Annotated in this window: 16 protein-coding genes; 4 read left to right on the top strand and 12 right to left on the bottom strand. The window is 61.4% G+C overall.

Annotated elements, in window-relative coordinates; all coding sequences use genetic code 11:
• Nucleotides 1-10: 10 nt before the first annotated feature.
• Nucleotides 11-742 (top strand): SDR family oxidoreductase, encoded by a 732-nt coding sequence (locus K419_RS0103015; protein ID WP_026840271.1) that lies wholly within the window; start codon nucleotides 11-13, stop codon nucleotides 740-742.
• A gap of 25 nt (nucleotides 743-767) precedes the next feature.
• Here the strand turns inward: K419_RS0103015 and K419_RS0103020 are convergent, their stop codons facing one another.
• The 10 genes from K419_RS0103020 to K419_RS0103070 form a co-directional block, all read right to left on the bottom strand.
• A complete protein-coding gene (locus K419_RS0103020; RefSeq protein WP_026840272.1) occupies nucleotides 768-1718 on the bottom strand; it encodes a hypothetical protein in 951 nt (316 codons plus the stop codon).
• A 36-nt stretch (nucleotides 1719-1754) separates the two neighbouring features.
• Nucleotides 1755-2543, bottom strand: coding sequence for an MlaA family lipoprotein (locus tag K419_RS0103025; protein ID WP_026840273.1), 789 nt, complete (start codon nucleotides 2541-2543; stop codon nucleotides 1755-1757).
• The gene (locus K419_RS0103030) at nucleotides 2540-3832 is read right to left on the bottom strand and encodes an alpha/beta fold hydrolase (RefSeq protein WP_026840274.1); all 1293 of its coding nucleotides are present in this window, start codon (nucleotides 3830-3832) and stop codon (nucleotides 2540-2542) included. The genes K419_RS0103025 and K419_RS0103030 overlap by 4 nt, the downstream gene beginning before the upstream one ends.
• Before the next feature lie 24 nt (nucleotides 3833-3856).
• A complete protein-coding gene (locus tag K419_RS0103035; protein WP_026840275.1) occupies nucleotides 3857-4843 on the bottom strand; it encodes a TAXI family TRAP transporter solute-binding subunit in 987 nt (328 codons plus the stop codon).
• Nucleotides 4844-4914: 71 nt separating this feature from the next.
• Nucleotides 4915-5046: a hypothetical protein gene (locus K419_RS24250; protein ID WP_264175568.1), complete on the bottom strand. Its 132-nt coding sequence runs from the start codon at nucleotides 5044-5046 to the stop codon at nucleotides 4915-4917.
• Nucleotides 5047-5185: 139 nt separating this feature from the next.
• Entirely contained in the window at nucleotides 5186-6610 is a 1425-nt protein-coding gene (adeC, locus tag K419_RS0103045) for an AdeC/AdeK/OprM family multidrug efflux complex outer membrane factor (RefSeq protein WP_026840276.1), read from the bottom strand.
• 2 nt (nucleotides 6611-6612) lie between these two features.
• The gene (locus tag K419_RS0103050) at nucleotides 6613-9771 is read right to left on the bottom strand and encodes an efflux RND transporter permease subunit (protein WP_026840277.1); all 3159 of its coding nucleotides are present in this window, start codon (nucleotides 9769-9771) and stop codon (nucleotides 6613-6615) included.
• 133 nt (nucleotides 9772-9904) lie between these two features.
• Nucleotides 9905-11206 (bottom strand): efflux RND transporter periplasmic adaptor subunit, encoded by a 1302-nt coding sequence (locus K419_RS0103055; RefSeq protein WP_026840278.1) that lies wholly within the window; start codon nucleotides 11204-11206, stop codon nucleotides 9905-9907.
• A 207-nt stretch (nucleotides 11207-11413) separates the two neighbouring features.
• Entirely contained in the window at nucleotides 11414-11986 is a 573-nt protein-coding gene (locus tag K419_RS0103065) for a TetR/AcrR family transcriptional regulator (RefSeq protein ID WP_026840279.1), read from the bottom strand.
• Between the two features lie 248 nt (nucleotides 11987-12234).
• On the bottom strand, nucleotides 12235-13116 hold the full coding sequence (locus K419_RS0103070; RefSeq protein WP_026840280.1) for a universal stress protein: 882 nt from the start codon (nucleotides 13114-13116) through the stop codon (nucleotides 12235-12237).
• Nucleotides 13117-13369: 253 nt separating this feature from the next.
• Between K419_RS0103070 and K419_RS0103075 the strand changes: the two genes are divergently transcribed.
• Nucleotides 13370-13888 (top strand): nitroreductase family protein, encoded by a 519-nt coding sequence (locus K419_RS0103075; protein WP_026840281.1) that lies wholly within the window; start codon nucleotides 13370-13372, stop codon nucleotides 13886-13888.
• Between the two features lie 139 nt (nucleotides 13889-14027).
• The gene (locus K419_RS0103080) at nucleotides 14028-14363 is read left to right on the top strand and encodes a GNAT family N-acetyltransferase (RefSeq protein ID WP_026840282.1); all 336 of its coding nucleotides are present in this window, start codon (nucleotides 14028-14030) and stop codon (nucleotides 14361-14363) included.
• A 93-nt stretch (nucleotides 14364-14456) separates the two neighbouring features.
• On the opposite strand, the gene K419_RS0103085 is transcribed toward K419_RS0103080, so the two are convergent.
• Nucleotides 14457-14750: a hypothetical protein gene (locus tag K419_RS0103085; protein WP_026840283.1), complete on the bottom strand. Its 294-nt coding sequence runs from the start codon at nucleotides 14748-14750 to the stop codon at nucleotides 14457-14459.
• Between the two features lie 442 nt (nucleotides 14751-15192).
• Complete coding sequence (locus K419_RS0103090; protein ID WP_026840284.1) at nucleotides 15193-15753, bottom strand: M23 family metallopeptidase; 561 nt, start codon at nucleotides 15751-15753, stop codon at nucleotides 15193-15195.
• A gap of 331 nt (nucleotides 15754-16084) precedes the next feature.
• Between K419_RS0103090 and K419_RS0103095 the strand changes: the two genes are divergently transcribed.
• Nucleotides 16085-16657, top strand: coding sequence for a class I SAM-dependent methyltransferase (locus tag K419_RS0103095; RefSeq protein ID WP_026840285.1), 573 nt, complete (start codon nucleotides 16085-16087; stop codon nucleotides 16655-16657).
• Nucleotides 16658-16660: the final 3 nt, after the last annotated feature.

Genomic DNA, 16660 nt, shown 5'->3' on the forward strand with positions numbered 1-16660 from the left:
GGAGCAAGAAATGGACATCGCAGGAAAAACAGTTTTGGTGACCGGCGCGAACGGCGGGATCGGTCGTGCTCTGGTCGAGGGATTGCTGAAAAAAGGGGCCTCCAAGGTTTACGCAGCGGCAAGGACCATCGAAGCCGTGGCGGAACTTTCGAAAATCGACAAGCGGGTGACGGCGGTAAGGCTTGAGGTCACCCATGCCACCAGCGTGGCTGCAGCAGCGGAGCACTGCCCTGAGGTCGACCTCGTCATCAACAACGCAGGGATCAACCGCTGCGCGGGCTTCATGGCTGAAAACGCCATGGAGAACGCGCGCCAGGAAATCAAGGTCAACTACCTGGGAACGCTGGCCATGTGCCGCGCCTTCGCCCCGGCCCTCATCGAGCGCAAAGGATGCATCGTCAACGTTTGTTCCGTCATCGGGCTGGTCAACCTCCCGGTTAACGGCACCTACAGCGCCTCGAAGGCTGCGGGACACTCTCTGCTGCAGGGGATCCGGGCCGAATTGGCGCCGCAAGGCGTGAAGGTGCTGGGGATCTATCCCGGCCCGGTCGACACCAGGATGACCTCAGGCCAGGAGATGCCCAAGGCGACTACTGAGGAAGTGGTGCAAGCGATACTGGAAGGGATCGAAAAGGAGCAGGAGGAGATTTATCCCGACGCGATGTCGAAAGAGGTTTCCGCAGCGCTTCTGCAGGCGCCCAAAGAGGTCGAGCGGCAGTTCTCCGCCATGATCCCCGCCTAGAGGAAATGGTCAGACGGGGGGTCCGCTAAAGCGCTACGGCGACCAGCGCGACCACCCGCCTCCTCCCCTGCGAGTCCCCCATCACCTGGAGCGGGAGTTCGACGGCGCCCCCGGCGGCTTCCTTGCGCTTTATACCCATCCTATCCACAACCACAGCTTCGCGGACCGTCCAGATATGCCGTTCGGCCCGCCCCAGTACGTCGGCAACCAGGGCAAGGTAGACGTCCAGCACCTTGTCCTCCTTCCCTATCTCCAGGAGCTGTGCCTCGATCTGCGCCAACTTCCCTTCAAGCTCCCCGACGTCCATCTTTTCACCATCGTTCTCGTCAAACCCCCAGCCGCCGCGGTGCAAGAGCGAAAGCTTGGACTGAAGCAGGGCACGGTGCTTCTCCAGCCTGCCGCGCCTGGTCTTGGTCTCGGTGATCATCCCCAGGGCTATCTCCAGCAGGTGGTCGTAGGCGCGCCGCTTGAGCTGGTAGCGGGTCTCATCCTCGGCGAGGGACACGTCCAGCAGCCGGTGCGATTCGAAGCTGACGCTGACCTGGGGTACGTCGCGCAGCACCACTTCCCCCGAAACCTCCGCCCCGAGTGTCGCCCTCTCCCGCTTTTCCATGAGCAGCAGCCCATAGGCGGTCCCCTCCGCACCCTTTCTTTGCCTCAGTTGTGCAAGGGCCGGGTCCTTTTCCAGAAACCGCTCCAGTTCGGCGGCGGAAATGAAAAAGCTACGCAGCAGTGGGTCGCTGTCGTAGCTTTTCCGGTTGAGGGTCACCGGCGGGCCGGCCTGGTCCACCAGGGATATGACGTGATCGATGGCGTGCAGAACAGCCGGGCGCAGCTTCTTCTTGTGGCTGGAAACGGCGCGTATCCAGGGATCAGTACCGTCGACCGCGCGCTCGATGGCGGCCTTCACCAGGGATTCGGGAACCCCTCCCAGCTTCCGTTTGCTGCCGAAAATCGATTTAAAGAACCTCAGCAACTGCTACCTCCAACCTGGCGCCGCTAAAGCGCAGGTTCAATCTTTGCCCTTACCCTTGCCTTGCTGCACGTCGTATTCCCTTTTCATGGTGTAAAGCGTCCGCAACAACTCGTACTCGAAGGGGGATCCGGTCTGGCGGTAACGGAAAGGAATCCGGTGCCGCCGGTCCAATGCGTTGACGCCGGTATAGGCTGTGGTGAAGGTGCTGCTGTTGGCCCAGGCAATCGGCCCGGCGTAGACGAAGGTTGCGGTATCCGCCGCAAACCCTCCGGTATCCCGGACGTTGGAAGCCCCGAGGACCGGCAGCATCAGGTAGGAGCCGTCGCCGGTTCCGTAATGCCCCAGGGTGAGGCCGAAATCCTGGGTCTTCCTTTCCAGCCCCCAGGTCGTAGCAGGGTCCCACAAGCCGGCGACACCGACCGTGGAATTGATCAGGAAACGGCCAAGGGTAACCCCGGCGGCCTTGAACTTGAACTGGAACAGGTTGTTTGTCAAGTTCGTAATCTCGTTCAGGTTGTCGATGGCGTTAGATACCCGGTCCTCCAGGTAGTTGGGCATGATGATCTCGTAGCCGCGCACCACGGGGCGGTAGAGATACTCGTCGAAGTAGTAGTTGAAGCGGTAGCTCCCCCGGTTGAACCCCTCGACCGAGTCCTTCACGTCGAGCATGTTGTGCGTCCCCGGCTTGACCAGGTCCTCGTACTTGCGCAGCGGCGGCTCGACCGGCCCGGGGCCAGCCTGGGGAAGCGTGCTGCAGCCGGATTCCAGCGCGAGCGCCAATACGGCTCCCGCGATCAGCACAGTAGCTCCGCATCGCGTTTTCATTGCGCCACCTCCTTGCCGGAAAGAAGCTCAACCATGGAAGAGACCACGCTCGGGTGGAACATGTTCCCCATGTGGCCGCCGCTGGGATAGATCCGCGCCCGGTCCCCGAAAACCTCCTTCAGATAGCCTATGTTTCCCGGGACCAGGATGACGTCGTCCTCGTTGTGAATCAGCCCGAATTTCTTGGAGCCTTTCAGGTACTGGTCGAGGTAGTGCAGGTCCTGCCGCGCCAAAAGGGCTTGGCGGGTCAATCCGGGCGAGTGCTTCTGGTAATGGGGGTAAAGCCACTGGTCGAAGTAGTCTATGAACCGCGTCTTGTAGGCGACGATGGCGTAGCGGGTGAGCGAGGTGGTGGAGGTGAGCCGGACGTTCCTCGGCACGATGTACCCTCCCCCGTTCATGACGTCGGCGGTGAAGATCATGTCCGCGGCGTTCATCCTGGAAGTCAGGCCGATCAGGGCGGCGAGGTTTGCTTCGCTTGGCTGCAGCCGCTTATAGGTACGGTACATCGATTCGCCGCTCAACCCCCCCGGCTCCCAGGACTCGGTGATGTGCATGGTCTCGGTGAAGATGTCGTGGAACCAGGCGTCGAAGTTGTCCATCCCCCCGGGGACGTTGTCGACCAGCAGCTGGTCCAGTGCCTGGACCGAATCGTAGAGGCTTACCGGCGGGTTGAGCAGGAGCACCCGCTTGAAGTTGAAGTGCCTTTGCTCCTCGTCGAGCTTCGCTACGAAGGCGGCGTCGAAAGCGCCCAGGCTGTAGCCTGCCAGGAAAAAATCGGAGACCGCGATGTCGCCGCGGACCTCCTGCCAGGCCAGATCCATCACCCGGTACAGGTCCTTGGCGTCGTCCTCGGCTATTCCGGGAAGCCCCGACGACGCGTTGACCACGAAATCCATATGGGTCGGCGAGGTGATGCAGAGGACGTGGAATCCCGCCTGGTGCAGCGCCTTTTGCAGCTTCTGCATGCGGGGCACGTCGTAACGGGAGCCGGAACCGGCGACCAGGAACAAGAGCGGCGCCTTGTGATCCTGGTAGGCGAGGCTGCAGTCAAGACCCTTCTCGTACCAGAAGACCTCGGGGATGTCCCTTTTGGGGAAAGGGCGCACCACGAACTCGCGCAGCGGCACCTTCTTGGGAAGCGAGACCTCGAACTCCTTGGGGAGTTCCATCACCGTCGCCTCGTACGGGTTCACGAACGGATAGAAGTAAGGCGGCGGCGCAGCCGCAGCGAACGGTGTCAGGCAGAGGAACCAGAGCAGTAGCGTTATCGCCATGTAGCGCATCATGATCTACCTCCCGAAATATGTGCATCAGGGGACGAGGCCTGCCTCTTTGAAATAACGGAGGGCGCCGGGGTGAAGCGGAATGACCGCGACCCGAGCGGCGTCCCGCGGGGAAAGGTCCTGCAGGATGGGATGCTGGCGGCGGAACAGGTCGAAGTTGGAGATGACCTCCCGCACCACCGCGTACACGTTTGCCTCGGGCTGATCGGCCGAGGTGAAGAGAACCGCGCGCAGGCCGATGGTGGGGACCTTGCCGCTCACTTCGACGTTGGGATAGAAGTTGGTGGGTATGGCGACGGCCATCAGCAGCGGGTTATGGCTGACCACCTGCTGGATCAGGGCGCCGTCCAGGGATATCAAGGTCACCTTGCGCTTGCCCGCGCTCGCTTCCAGCACCGTCAGGTTCGGATGGCCGACGATGCAGAGGTAGGCGTCGATGTCCCCTTTTTGCAAGAGTTCAGGCGCGATGGCGGTGGAGTGCTCCGAGGTGACCACCTCGCCGGGATTCAGCCCGGACATCTGCAGGAAGGCTCCCGCATAGGAGTTGTCTATCGACCCCGGGGCGCCGATGTTCAACCGCTTTCCCTTCAGGTCGCTCACCCGCTTGATGCCGCTGTCGACGGCGGCGACGACGGTGACGCTCTCGACGTAGAGCCCTAGCACCGCGCTTAGGCCCGACCGCGCCTTCCCTTCCCAGGGACGGACCCCCTGCGTGGCCCGCCTCAAAAGCTCGGTCTCGGCGATGCCGAAGGTGGCCTTACCGTCGGCGACCTGGTCGATGTTGGCCACCGACCCCGGCGAGGCGACCGTGGCGAGCCTCACGCCGTTTCTGCCGCTGCTGGGGTTGAACACCTTGGCTATGGCGCTTGCGGCGGCATAGTAGGAACCGGTGGTGGTTCCGGAGGAGATGGTGAGGGAGGGATACTGAAAGGCGGTGAGAGAACAGGGGACGGACAGGACGGTGACTGTCACAAGGAGCGCCATTAAGCGCGGGTAACGCCGGTGCCGGGTCATAGGCAACACCCTCCTGCCGTTCAATGTCTGTTTAAATGCACCTAAGTGTTATAGCATCTTTTTCCTTCAAGTCAGTGTCTGCTGATAAAGTGAACCAGATTTACCGGCCACTCCGGTTGCGGCTCATCCACCAGGTTGTAGTAAGCGATGACCAAGGCGATGAAGGCGATGAAAACGTAGAGCGTGATTCTGCTTCTGGACACTGGCTCCCTCCTGCAGCGGTCCACTGGCTGGGACCCGGACAATTCAAGACACAAATCAACATGCCGGGGAGCCCCTGACTGGAGGTTCCCCGGCATATTCAGTAACTTCAGTAACGGCTGACTTAGACAGAGAGGAAAGCTACTTGCTCCCCCCCCCGAGGACCCTGTAGAGGGTGACCTGGTTGCTCAGCCGCACCAGGCGCGCCGTAATCAGGTTCTGCTGCGCCGCGTAGAGCGAGCGCTGGGCGTCGAGCACGTTCAGGTAGCTGTCGATCCCGGTCTGGTAGCGGGCCTGGGACAGGCGGAAGGTCTCGGCCGTGGCGCCGGTCAAGGAGTGCTGCGCCGAGACCTGCTCGTCGATGGTCCCCTGCTGCGCCAGGGCGTCGGCCACCTCGCGGAACGCGGTCTGGATCGCCTTTTCGTACTGGGCCACCGCTATGTCGCGGTCCACCTGGGCCACCTGGAGGTTCGCCTTGTTGCGCCCCCCCTCGAAGATGGGGACTGTGATCCTGGGGGCGAAGCTCCAGGCGAAGTTCCCCGGCTTGAAGAGGCCGGTCAACTGGTCGCTGCCGAAACCGACGCTGGAGGTCAGGGTTATGCGCGGGAAGAACGCGGCCCGGGCCGCGCCTATGTTGGCGTTGGCCCCGCGCAGCAGGTACTCGGCCTGGAGGATGTCCGGCCGCGCAAGGAGCACGTCGGAGGGAAGCCCCGGGGCGAGGTCCTTGATCGGCGTCAGGTTTTCCGAGAGCGAGGCGGGGAGCAGATCGCTCCCGACGCTGGAGCCGACCACCAGGTTCAGCGCGTTCATATCCTGCGCCACGAAGGTGGTGAAGCGGGCGATGTCCACGCGCGCCGCGTCGACGCTGGTCTGCGCCTGCTGCAGGTCGAGCGCCGAGGCGACCCCGGCCTGGAAACGGCTGTTACTCAACTTGTACGACTCCTGCTGGTTGGCCAGGGTGTCCTTGGCGAGCTTCAACCGGTCGAGGTCGGAAGCCAGCGCCAGGTAGGCGGTCGCCACCTGGGAGACCAGGGTGATCTGCACGCTGCGGCGCGCCTGCTCGGTGGAGAGATATTCCTCCAGCGCCTGGTCTTTCAGGCTCCTCACCCGCCCGAAGAGGTCGAGCTCGTAGGAGCTGATTCCCACCCCCACGTCGTACTGGTGCACCGTCTTTCCCTTTCCGTTCACGGAGAGGTCGTCCGGGACCCCCTGGACGCTGAGGCCGGCGTTGCCGTTGACCTGCGGCAGAAGGTCGGCCCGCTGGATCTGGTAAAGGGCGCGGAAGCGCTCCATGTTGAGTACCGCCACACGCAGGTCGCGGTTGTTGTTCAGGGCGAGCCCGATCACCTTGCGCAGTTGCGGATCGAGGAAGAACTCCTGCCACGGGACCTCCGCCAAAGGCTTTTGCTCGGCCTTGGCAGCCTGCCCTTCCTTATAGGACGGGCCGGCGGGCCAGGCGTTGGGGACGGGAGGAGCGGGTTTTTCGTATTTGGGAGCCATGGAGGCGCACCCGGCAAGGAAGAGGAGCGCGCCCAGGGTCAATGATCTGGCGGTCAAACGTGTCATCTCTAATGTACCTCCGAGACGGGGGGTGCAGCAGGTTCGGTTGCCGGCTTCTTCTTCATGAAGAACTTCGTCACCATGACGAAGAAGAACGGGATGAAGATCAGGTCGATGAAGGTCGCCGACAAGAGGCCGCCGGTGACCGCGGTGCCGATCGCGTTCTGGGCGCCGGCGCCTGCCCCCTTGGTGAGCGCCAGGGGGAGCGTGCCGAAGAAGAACGCCAGCGAGGTCATGATGACCGGCCGGAGCCTGATCTTCACCGCGGCGAGCGTCGCCTCCACCAGTTCGTGCCCCTGGTGCATCTGGTCCTTGATGAACTGGATGATGAGGATGGCGTTCTTCGTCGAGAGGCCGACCGTGGTCAAGAGGCCGATCTGCAGGTAGATGTCGTTCGGGAGCACCCTGAGCGTCACAGCGGTGATGGCGCCGACCAGGCCGAGCGGAAGCATCAGGAGGTTTACAAACGGTATGGTCCAGCTCTCGTAGAGGGCGGCGACCGCCAAAAAGACCACCAGGAGCGAGATGGCGTAAAGCGCGGGGGCCTGGGCGCCTGCCGCCTTCTCCTCGTAGGAGAGGCCGGTCCACTCGTAGCTGATCCCCGGCGGGAGCGTGGCAGCGATGGTCTCCATCTCGGCCATTGCCTCACCGGTGCTTATCCCGCTAGCGGCGCTCCCCATGATCTCCATGGACGGGATGCCGTTGTAGCGTTCCAGGCGCGGCGAGGCGTAGTCCCAATGCGCGGTGGCGAAGGAGGAGAAGGGAACCATCTCGCCGGTGTTGTTTTTCACGTACCACCTGTTGATGTCATCGGGGACCATGCGGTACTTGGGGTCCGACTGCACGTAGACCTTCTTGACCCTGCCGTTTTGCAGGAAATCGTTGACGTAGGAGGAGCCCCAGGCGGTGGCGAGGACGTTGTTGACGTCGGCAAGAGATACCCCGAGGGCCCCGGCGCGAACGTCGTCGATGTTCAGCTTGAACTCGGGCGTGTCGTCCTGGCCGTTGGGGCGGACCGCCATCAACTTCGGGTTCTTCATGGCCATGCCGAGGACCTGGTTGCGGGCGTCCATCAACGCCTGGTGGCCGAGCCCCCCGCGGTCCTGCAGCTGGAAGTCGAAGCCGTTGGCTTGACCCAGCTCGACTACCGCCGGCGGCGAGAAGGCGAACGCCATGCCGTCCTTGATCTGGGAGAAGGCGCCCATGGCGCGCCCGGCCAGGGCCGGAGCCTTGAGGTCGGGGGTGGTCCTGAGTTTCCAGTCCTTGAGCTTCACGAAAGCGAGGCCCATGTTCTGGCCGCGCCCGGCGAAGCTGAAACCGGCGACGGTGATGAGCGACTCCACCATCTTGTTCTCCTTCACCAGGAAGTAGTGCTCCACCTGCTCCAGCACCTTGAGCGTCCTCTCCTGGGTGGCGCCGGCCGGAAGCTGGACCTGGCAGACGATGAAGCCCTGGTCCTCGTCCGGCAGGAACGCGGTGGGGAGGCGCAGGAAGAAGAAGGCCATGATGCCGACCAGGCAGCCGTAGATGAAGAGGTAGCGCAAAGGCTTACCGAAGGAGTTGCCGACTATGGACTCGTACCTGTGGCGTGCGGCGTCGAAAACCTTGTTGAACCAGCTGAAGAAACGGCTGAACCAGCTCCCCTCTCCGGGGGTGTGCCCCTTCTGCACCGGCTTGAGGAGCGTCGCGCAAAGCGCCGGGGTGAGGATCTGAGCGGTCAGAACCGACAGGATCATCGCCGAGACGATGGTGATGGAGAACTGGCGGTAAATGACGCCGGTGGAGCCGCTGAAAAACGCCATCGGGATGAAGACGGCGCAAAGGACGGTCGCGATCCCCCAAAGAGCGGAGGTGATCTGCCCCATGGACTTGACCGTTGCGTCGTGGGGGGACAGCCCCTCGTCGCTCATGATCCTTTCCACGTTCTCGACCACGACGATGGCGTCGTCGACCAAAAGGCCGATGACGATGACCAGGGCGAACATGGTCAGGGTGTTGATGGAGAAACCTGCGGCGAAGAGAACCCCCAGGGTCCCCAGGAGCACGACCGGAACCGCGATGGTCGGGATCAAGGTGGCGCGGATGTTCTGCAGGAACAGGAACATGATGATGAAGACCAGGAACACCGCCTCCATCAGGGTCTTCAACACCTCCTCTATGGAGATCTTGACGAACGGGGTGGTGTCGTAGGGGTAAACCACCTTGGCCCCTGCCGGAACGAATTTCTCCAGTTCGGCCATCTTGGCCTTCACCCGGTCCGCGGTATCCAGCGCGTTGGCGCCGGCGGCAAGCCTAAGCGCCATGGCCGCGACCGGTTTCCCCTTGTAGCGGGCCAGGATGTCGTAGTTTTCGGTGCCGACATCGGTCTTGGCGATATCCCTGAGCTTCACCGTCGACCCGTCCGGGTTGGTGCGCAGCACGATCTGGTCGAACTGCTCCGGGTTCTGCAACAGGGTCCGGGCGGTAATGGTGGCGTTAAGCTGCTGACCATGGACGGCAGGCTGCCCGCCGAACTGGCCCGCGGAGACCTGGGCGTTCTGCGCCTGCAGAGCGTTGACCACGTCGTTTGGGGTCAGCTTGTAGTTGTTCATCTTCTCGGCGTCCATCCAGACGCGCATGGCGTTCTGGGAACCGAAGACGGTGACCTCCCCTACCCCCTGGACTCGGCTTATGATGTCCTGGAGGTTGGAGACCATGTAGTCGGTCAACTGGTGCCGGTTGAGCGACTCGTCCTCGGAGACGAGCCCCACGATCAGGAGGAAGTTGCGGGTGGACTTCACCACCTGCACCCCCTGCCTCTGCACCACCTGAGGCAGTAGCGGCGTGGCGAGCTGCAGCTTGTTCTGCACCTGTACCTGGGCCACGTTGGGGTCGGTCCCCGCCCTGAAGGTCAGGTTGATGCTGACCGAGCCGGCGGAGTCGCTGGTGGAGGCCATATAGAGCAGGTTGTCGATACCGTTCATCTTCTGCTCGATGACCTGCGTTACAGTGTCCTGGACCGTCTGCGCTGAGGCGCCGGGATAGATGGCGTTGATCGAGATCTGCGGCGGCGCGATCGGCGGGTACTGGGAAACCGGCAGCGCCTTGATGGCGAGCAGACCGGCCAGCATGACGACAATGGCAATGACCCAGGCGAAGATGGGCCTGTTTATGAAAAACCTGGACATGGAATAAGACTCCTTGACTGGCGACCGTAGGTTAACGTTGTTCGTTTGCGTGCAACTTCAAGCGTGCCGTGCTGGGTCGCCTCAGGGTACTGGCTCCGCAGGTGCCTGTCCCCCTTGGCGCCCCGCACCGCTGCTACTTCTTCTGGGGCTGTGCCGCTGCCGGCGAGCCCTGCGCCGCCGGCTTGGCACCGGGAGCCGCGGCCCCAGTGGCAGCTGCCTGAGGTGCGCTCTTGGCCGCACCGGGAGCGCCTTGGGCGGCGCCCGGAGCACCCTGGGGTGCGCCCTGCGGCTGGGCCTGGAACGGGACCGCCTTCACCGGGGTGCCGGGGCGGGCTTTTTGGAGCCCTTCCAGTATCACCTTGTCCCCCGGGTTCAAGCCGCCGCTCACCAGCCAGCTTTCGCCCACGGTACGGGCGACCTGGATGGGGCGCGGTTGCGCCGTGCCGTCTGCGCCTACCACCATCACCGTCGGAACTCCGGCCGCGTTGCGGGTGACGCCGCGCTGCGGCACCAGGATGGCCGCCTCGTTGATCCCCTCTTCCAAGACGGCGCGCACGAACATACCAGGGAGGAGCGTCTGTTTCGGGTTCGGGAAGACGGCGCGCAGCGTGATGGAACCGGTGCTCTGGTCCACGGTGACGTCGGAGAACTTAAGCGTGCCCGTGACCGGGTACGGGGTGCCGTCCTCCAGGAGGAGCTTGACCCGTGCCTGACCGGCCGCGTCCCTTTTCAAGAGTCCGCTGGCGAGGCTGCGGTTCAGCTTCAGCATGTCGGAGCTGGACTGGGTCACGTCGACGTACACGCTGCTCAACTGCTGTATGGTCGCCAGTGCCGCGGGCTGATTGGCGGTAACCAGCGCGCCGTCGGTCACTGCGGAGCGGCCGACGCGTCCCGAGATGGGGGCGGTAACGCGGGTATAGGCAAGGTTGATCTTAGCGGTCTCGACGGCAGCCTTGGCTGAAGCCACGTCCGCCTCGGCCTGTTTCAGGGCGGCGTAGGCGTTGTCGTAGTCCTGCTTGGCGACCGCGTTGATCTTGACCAGGTCGCGGAAACGCTCTTCCTTGAGTTTGGCCGGAACGAGGTTTGCCTCGGCCCGCGCCTCGCTCGCCTTGGCGCTGGCGTAGGCGGCCTGGTAGGTTGCGGGATCGATCTGGTAAAGCACCTGCCCCGCCTTCACGTCGCTACCCTCGGTGAACACGCGTTTCTGGATGATGCCGCTTACCTGCGGCCGCACCTCCGCGATGAGGTACGGGGAGGTACGACCTGGGAGCTCGGTGGTCAAGGCGATGCGCTCGGGCTTCACCTCGATCACGCCAACCTCGGGCGGACCCATCTGGGGCCCCTTGGGCTGCTCCTTTTTGCCGCAGCCGGCCAGCCCCAAGATGCCGCTCAAAAGAACAACGGTAAATAAACGCGCCCTGTACTTACTCTGCATGAAACACCTCGTAATTTTTGATACTTCCGTCGTTATAGTCAGGAACCGTTTCGATATGTTGCCGGCTGGCGCATGGCAGCCGTAGCGTCGTCATTTGCGCCTGAACGAGGCGACTACGATGATGCCGCCCCAGACCAAGGCAATCAGGAATAGGAAGATTTTCATCAGCATGTTTTGGTTCGCCCCCCCAAAATGAATGTTCATTCATCACCTGCGCACAGCGTCCCAGCAGGCGCCGACGGTCTGCTCAATCAGCTCCTGGTCTAGGTTGATGAAACCAAGGATCTGATCGCGACAGACGTCGATAAGTGGCGAGAAGAACAGGGCGAAAAGGATCGACAGCGGAAGGGGCTTAAAGATCTGCTGCTCGATCGCCTCCTGGAACAACTCGCTGATGATGTCCTTCTCCCCCTTGCCGAATATCTTCTCCCGGCGATGGTCCACGCCGAACGGGGAGTTGTGGAACTGCTCGACGAAACGCAGCTCCAGCGGCGCCGAGACCAGGTAGTTGACCAGCACGGTGCCGAAGTGCATGAAACGCTCGCGCACCGGTCCGTTGTCGGGGTATCCCTTCAAGATCGCTGCCACTACCCGCGCCTCCACCATGCTGTAGATGCCCCTGATCAGCGCGTCCTTATTCTCGAAGTAGCGGTAGATGGTCCCTGCTCCGACCCCCGCCTTGTCGGCGATCATCGCCATAGGCGCGCCATGGAACCCCTGTTCCGCGACCAGTTCCAGCGCTGCCCGGACTATCAGGTCTCGCTTGTCACATTTTTCCATCCTGACTCCCTCAATGCGGAATGAACCTTCATTCCTTATAGATCCGTTGCCGATTCTTTGTCAAGACTGTTTACTCTTTGGCGGGGGTTAAAAAATAACAAGAAAAGAAGAGGCGCGGGCGAGTGACTGTCGCAGCATCGGCATGACTGCCGCGATTGTGGCTAAAGGGATTTCGGCAGGTGGCAGGATAAGCTCACGGGCCAGTGCAGGAGTAGAGAGGGAAGTACCAAGAAAAGCAAAAGGTGCAGCTATGAGCTGGGCGCCTCCGTCACAGCCGCCGGCACAAAGAGAACTGGGATCGTCGCACGCCGGGCTACTTCATTGGCGGTACTCCCCAGAATCAGTTCTGTCAGCATCCCCTTCCCCTTCCCGCCCATAACTATGGCGGTGAAGGCCCCTTTGTTCATGCTGGAGAGAATCTCCTCCGAAGCCCTGCCGTGCACGAGGTCGATGCTTACCTCTGCGGCCCCCAGCCTTTCGAGTCGACGTTTTTTCGCCTCCAGCAGGTACCAGCACTCCTCCTCGCGGCTGCGCTCAACTTCCGGGTCTTCGTCCATTGCTTCCATGACGTGCATGAGCGTCACGGAACAACCGGTCTCCAGTGCGACCTTGCCCAGGAAATCCAGCGCCTTCTCAGCTGTTTCCGAGTAGTCGGTGGGGAAAAGTATGCGGGAGAAGATCTTGCGGCAGGAAGCACCCTCTTCCCCAGCTCTGGCGAGATCCAGACGGTCCAGAAGCAAGGGGTGCGTGGTAGTCCTCAAAAGCTCCCTGGAGACGCTGCCTAGTGCTGCCGAGCGGAAGAGACCCTTGCCGTGGGATCCGGCGAGGATGGCGTTCACGCCGTGATCTTTCGCGGCCTGCTCCAGCATGGCAGCAGGCGGGCCCAATAGGCTCTCTACCGCGACCTTCATCCCAAGCATCTCCAGAGCATCCCTCTGCCTGCGCAGCACCGCGTCAACATCGACCGGTTGCACAGGCAGCACCTCGACCGCGCCGGTGGCATCGACTACTTCGGTGACATGGACAAGGACGACTTCCTCTGTCCCTATCTCTTTGAATGCCCGGGCGCACTCAATGAGCTCGTCGGATGCTGGAGTCAGATCAGTGGCCAAAAGAATTTTCCAGAACATGGCGCCTCCTATGACAGTTGTTACGCCTTCTATTTTCTCCCCATGCAGACAAATTTTCAAGTGACAGCAGCACGAGCAGGAACTCTGGTTTCACTCACTGACAGCACCCGAAGCGAAACGTTTGGATGTGACAAGAGCAGCAGGTATCCCATGGCTTTGGCTATTTCCACTGACAGACTCTGCTGTTTGACGGGAGGGAAAATTTCAGGTAGATTCACGCGCCACAACGACTTCGAAGCATGGGGAGGATAGCATGATCGATCTGCTACGCAAGCGGCGGAGCATTCGCAAGTACACGCAGGAACCTGTGTCGCCAGAGGCTCTGGAGGCGCTCAGGGAAACTGCGCTCCGCGCGCCGTCATCCAGGGGGATAAACCCATGGGAGTTCATCTTCGTGGACGACCCGTTTTTATTGAAGCAACTGGCCGAAGCCAAGCAGCACGGCTCGCAATTCGTGGGGGGCGCGCCCCTCGCCATAGTGGTATGCGCGGACAGCAGCAAATCCGATGTTTGGGTGGAGGATTGCTCCATCGCGGCCATACTGCTTCAGTTCACGGCACTCTCCCTGGGACTTGGGAGTTGTTGGGCACAGATCAGAAACCGCGGCCGCGATGCGAACAGAAGCGCCGAAGAGTACCTCCAGCAACTGCTGGGACTGCCGCAGCAGGTAAAGGTAGAGTGCATAATCGGAATCGGCCACCCCGATGAGCGGAAGCTTCCACTGGCGGCGGACAAGCTGCAGAGGGAGAAGATCAGAAAGAATCACTGGTGACATAGCGATGCGGTGCCGGCACTATCGTTGACAACACCAATGAAAGGTACTACAGTCGCGCAGCTTAAATATCCTTCACCATCAGCAAGTTCTACAGCAGGAGCGGCTCGACGCGTCGTTTGCATAAAGGGAGATAAAGGTGCGGGAAAAACTCAGGGAGATGGGGTACGGCGTCTCTCACAGCATCCATCGGGACAGGTTTTTGAAGAATCTCGACGTCTGCGTCAGGTTCAAAGGGGCAATAGTAGCGGAGGCATGCTTTACCGATGACGGCGACTCGGCCTACTGCCACCACGTGAAGGTCGAGCCGGAGTTCAGGCGCAGGGGTATCGCAACCGCCATGTACCAGTACGCCGAAACCGTATTCCTGAAGAAACTTGAGAACCACTGGCACAATGACCCGGAGACCCAGAGCCCCGAGGCCATGGCATTCTGGGCTCAACCTCACCGCCCTTTCGGCCCGGCGTCGGAATGAGGATGAAGACGGCGTCCGCCCGTCTTTGATCACAAGAAAAGGCCCGCTCGTGAGCGGGCCTTTCTTCTTTACTCCACTGCTTTTTCCCAGTTGTCAGTGCCTGTTGAGGACGCGCAGCGTCTCGTTCGCCTCCTGGAGCTTCCGGTTCAGGAGCTTCAATTCGTCCTTCGTGTAGGTCGTCGCCCCTTGTTCGTTGATCATCACCTGCAGCTTCTTGATCTTGTCCTGGATGCTGTCCACCTCCTGCCCGCAGTCCTTCAAGAGCATTTCGCATTCCTTGGCGCATTGGTCGTCGTGGTTCTTAGCGCTGTGTCCGTCAGCTGCCAGGGCCGGAGCCGCCACCGCAAACATCGATACCGCCAAAAGCATTGCCAGTTTCTTTTTCATCGTTACATCCTCCTTTGGAATTGTCTCTTTCGTCCTAAGACATCCTCTCTGTAGCATCAGGCGTGCCACGCTGTAAGTCACTGTAATATCGTCAGTTCAATGCGCCACAACGATAAGAGTAAAGAATATTCAACAACGTCGCGTGGCATATTCTCTAACCTGCTCCAGGTACCACTGGGTCCCAAAGCTTAAGCCTTGGGTTGCCTTGGGTTCCCAAGCTGGAGCTTGGCAACCAGAAAAATCAAGGCGCGATGATGAATTGGCCAGTCTCCCCTCGCCCTCTGGGAGAGGGGCGGGGGTGAGGGCGACGCCCATAGCGACAGGGGATGGACAGGTACAGAAGGGGACGGCTGGCAAGAAAGGGTTTTTACGACGGCCAGGGTTCAACGGGGGAAAAAGTCGGCACATCCTGGAGGAGGGTCAGGATGTGCCGGATAACATGTCAACCGCCCGTGAGGTCCGTCCTGATGATCGTGAGAAGCGACTCAAGGGACTCTTCCATCTTTTGTTCCAGCGCTCGACGCTGGCTGCCGGTTGGGGCCGGCGTTTTTTCCGCAACCTCTAAAGCTGCGACTTCTTCTACTGCGGGACGCCCGCTCGCCAGCAGTTCGTAGTGCACATGAGGACCGGTGGATCTCCCTGTGTTTCCCGAATAGGACAATACGTCGCCTGCTTTCACCTGCTCGCCGGCACTCACTTTGACAGAGGCGTTGTGGCCGTAGAGGGTTCTGTCACCGTTGCCGTGCTCGACGATGACGGTGGCGCCGTAACCGCGACGCTCCCCAGCGAAGACGACCCTTCCCTTGCGGGTAGCCCGGACCGGGGTGCCGACGGGGACAGCGATGTCGATGCCGCGATGAAAAGCGAGCTTGCCGCTGCCAAAGGGATCGACCCGCCAACCGACTCCGGAGGTCACGACCCCGTCCACTGGCAGGGCGAGGTCGGCCAGGGCGACGGCAGGTAGAGTGCAAAGAACGAATGCGGCTATTGGCAAAACCCTCATGCAACCGGCTCCTGAGGCGTGATTTCGGCTCCGCTAACGAAACCGGTTACAGCTCATATCAAGTACCGTGCCCAGAGGGAAGCAGCAATGGCAAGCTACTGTTTTGCTGGAGAAGACTGACCAGCAGCAGCGCCCGCTGTGGCTCTGGAAGCTGGCCCGCTGAAGAATATTCACACCCCGCTTGACGAATATTCAACAAAAGAGCGGGCCGCGGGCAAAGTGGTTCCCACATTTTGACCCCTGGGAACCTCCGACTTTTATGTTGACTTGAAAGCTCGGCATTGGTATTCAGCTGTCTCGGTGTTAACTGCAGTGGCTATTGGAGGGAAACATGAAGGTTCGTGACAGCGGCATGCCCGACGAGGAGATGTGGACCACTTTTTTCGATCCCGCCGCCATCTTCGGTACGCTGCAGATGGACCAGGGGCTGCGCGACTTGGTGGAATTCGGCTGCGGTTACGGCACCTTTACCCTCGCCGCGGCGCGCATGGTCACGGGGATCGTACACGCGCTGGATATAGAACCGGAACTGGTGGAGCTGCTCAGGAAGAAATGCGCGGAGGCCGGTATCACCAACGTCCGCCCCACGCTGCGCGATTTTATCGGAGAGGGAAGCGGCCTGAACGCGGGTTCGATGGATGGCGCCCTGCTCTTCAACATCCTGCACCACGATGAACCGGTGGCCCTGATGCGGGAGGCTTACCGCGTACTTTGCCCCGGCGGAAGGCTCGCCGTCATCCACTGGAACTACGATCCCACCACGCCGCGCGGCCCCTCCCTGGAGATTAGACCGAAACCGGAGCAGTGCGTCGCATGGGCAAAGGAGGCGGGATTTTGCTTCAACCAGGGCGGCCGCCACGACCTTCCCCCCTATCACTACGGCTTGATCTTCATAAAGCCCTGATTC

The organism is Citrifermentans bremense R1, from assembly GCF_000426865.1.
Lineage (GTDB): Bacteria > Desulfobacterota > Desulfuromonadia > Geobacterales > Geobacteraceae > Geomonas > Geomonas bremensis.

Excerpts from the sequence above, each read along its gene's own strand:
- K419_RS0103025 (WP_026840273.1), bottom strand. The coding sequence starts at position 2,543 with ATGAAAACGCGATGCGGAGCTACTGTGCTGATCGCGGGAGCCGTATTG.
- adeC (WP_026840276.1), bottom strand. The coding sequence starts at position 6,610 with ATGACACGTTTGACCGCCAGATCATTGACCCTGGGCGCGCTCCTCTTC.
- K419_RS0103055 (WP_026840278.1), bottom strand. The coding sequence starts at position 11,206 with ATGCAGAGTAAGTACAGGGCGCGTTTATTTACCGTTGTTCTTTTGAGC.
- K419_RS0103050 (WP_026840277.1), bottom strand. The coding sequence starts at position 9,771 with ATGTCCAGGTTTTTCATAAACAGGCCCATCTTCGCCTGGGTCATTGCC.
- K419_RS0103075 (WP_026840281.1), top strand. The coding sequence starts at position 13,370 with ATGATCGATCTGCTACGCAAGCGGCGGAGCATTCGCAAGTACACGCAG.
- K419_RS0103065 (WP_026840279.1), bottom strand. The coding sequence starts at position 11,986 with ATGGAAAAATGTGACAAGCGAGACCTGATAGTCCGGGCAGCGCTGGAA.
- K419_RS0103085 (WP_026840283.1), bottom strand. The coding sequence starts at position 14,750 with ATGAAAAAGAAACTGGCAATGCTTTTGGCGGTATCGATGTTTGCGGTG.
- K419_RS0103090 (WP_026840284.1), bottom strand. The coding sequence starts at position 15,753 with ATGAGGGTTTTGCCAATAGCCGCATTCGTTCTTTGCACTCTACCTGCC.
- K419_RS0103030 (WP_026840274.1), bottom strand. The coding sequence starts at position 3,832 with ATGATGCGCTACATGGCGATAACGCTACTGCTCTGGTTCCTCTGCCTG.
- K419_RS0103070 (WP_026840280.1), bottom strand. The coding sequence starts at position 13,116 with ATGTTCTGGAAAATTCTTTTGGCCACTGATCTGACTCCAGCATCCGAC.
- K419_RS0103035 (WP_026840275.1), bottom strand. The coding sequence starts at position 4,843 with ATGACCCGGCACCGGCGTTACCCGCGCTTAATGGCGCTCCTTGTGACA.
- K419_RS0103095 (WP_026840285.1), top strand. The coding sequence starts at position 16,085 with ATGAAGGTTCGTGACAGCGGCATGCCCGACGAGGAGATGTGGACCACT.
- K419_RS0103015 (WP_026840271.1), top strand. The coding sequence starts at position 11 with ATGGACATCGCAGGAAAAACAGTTTTGGTGACCGGCGCGAACGGCGGG.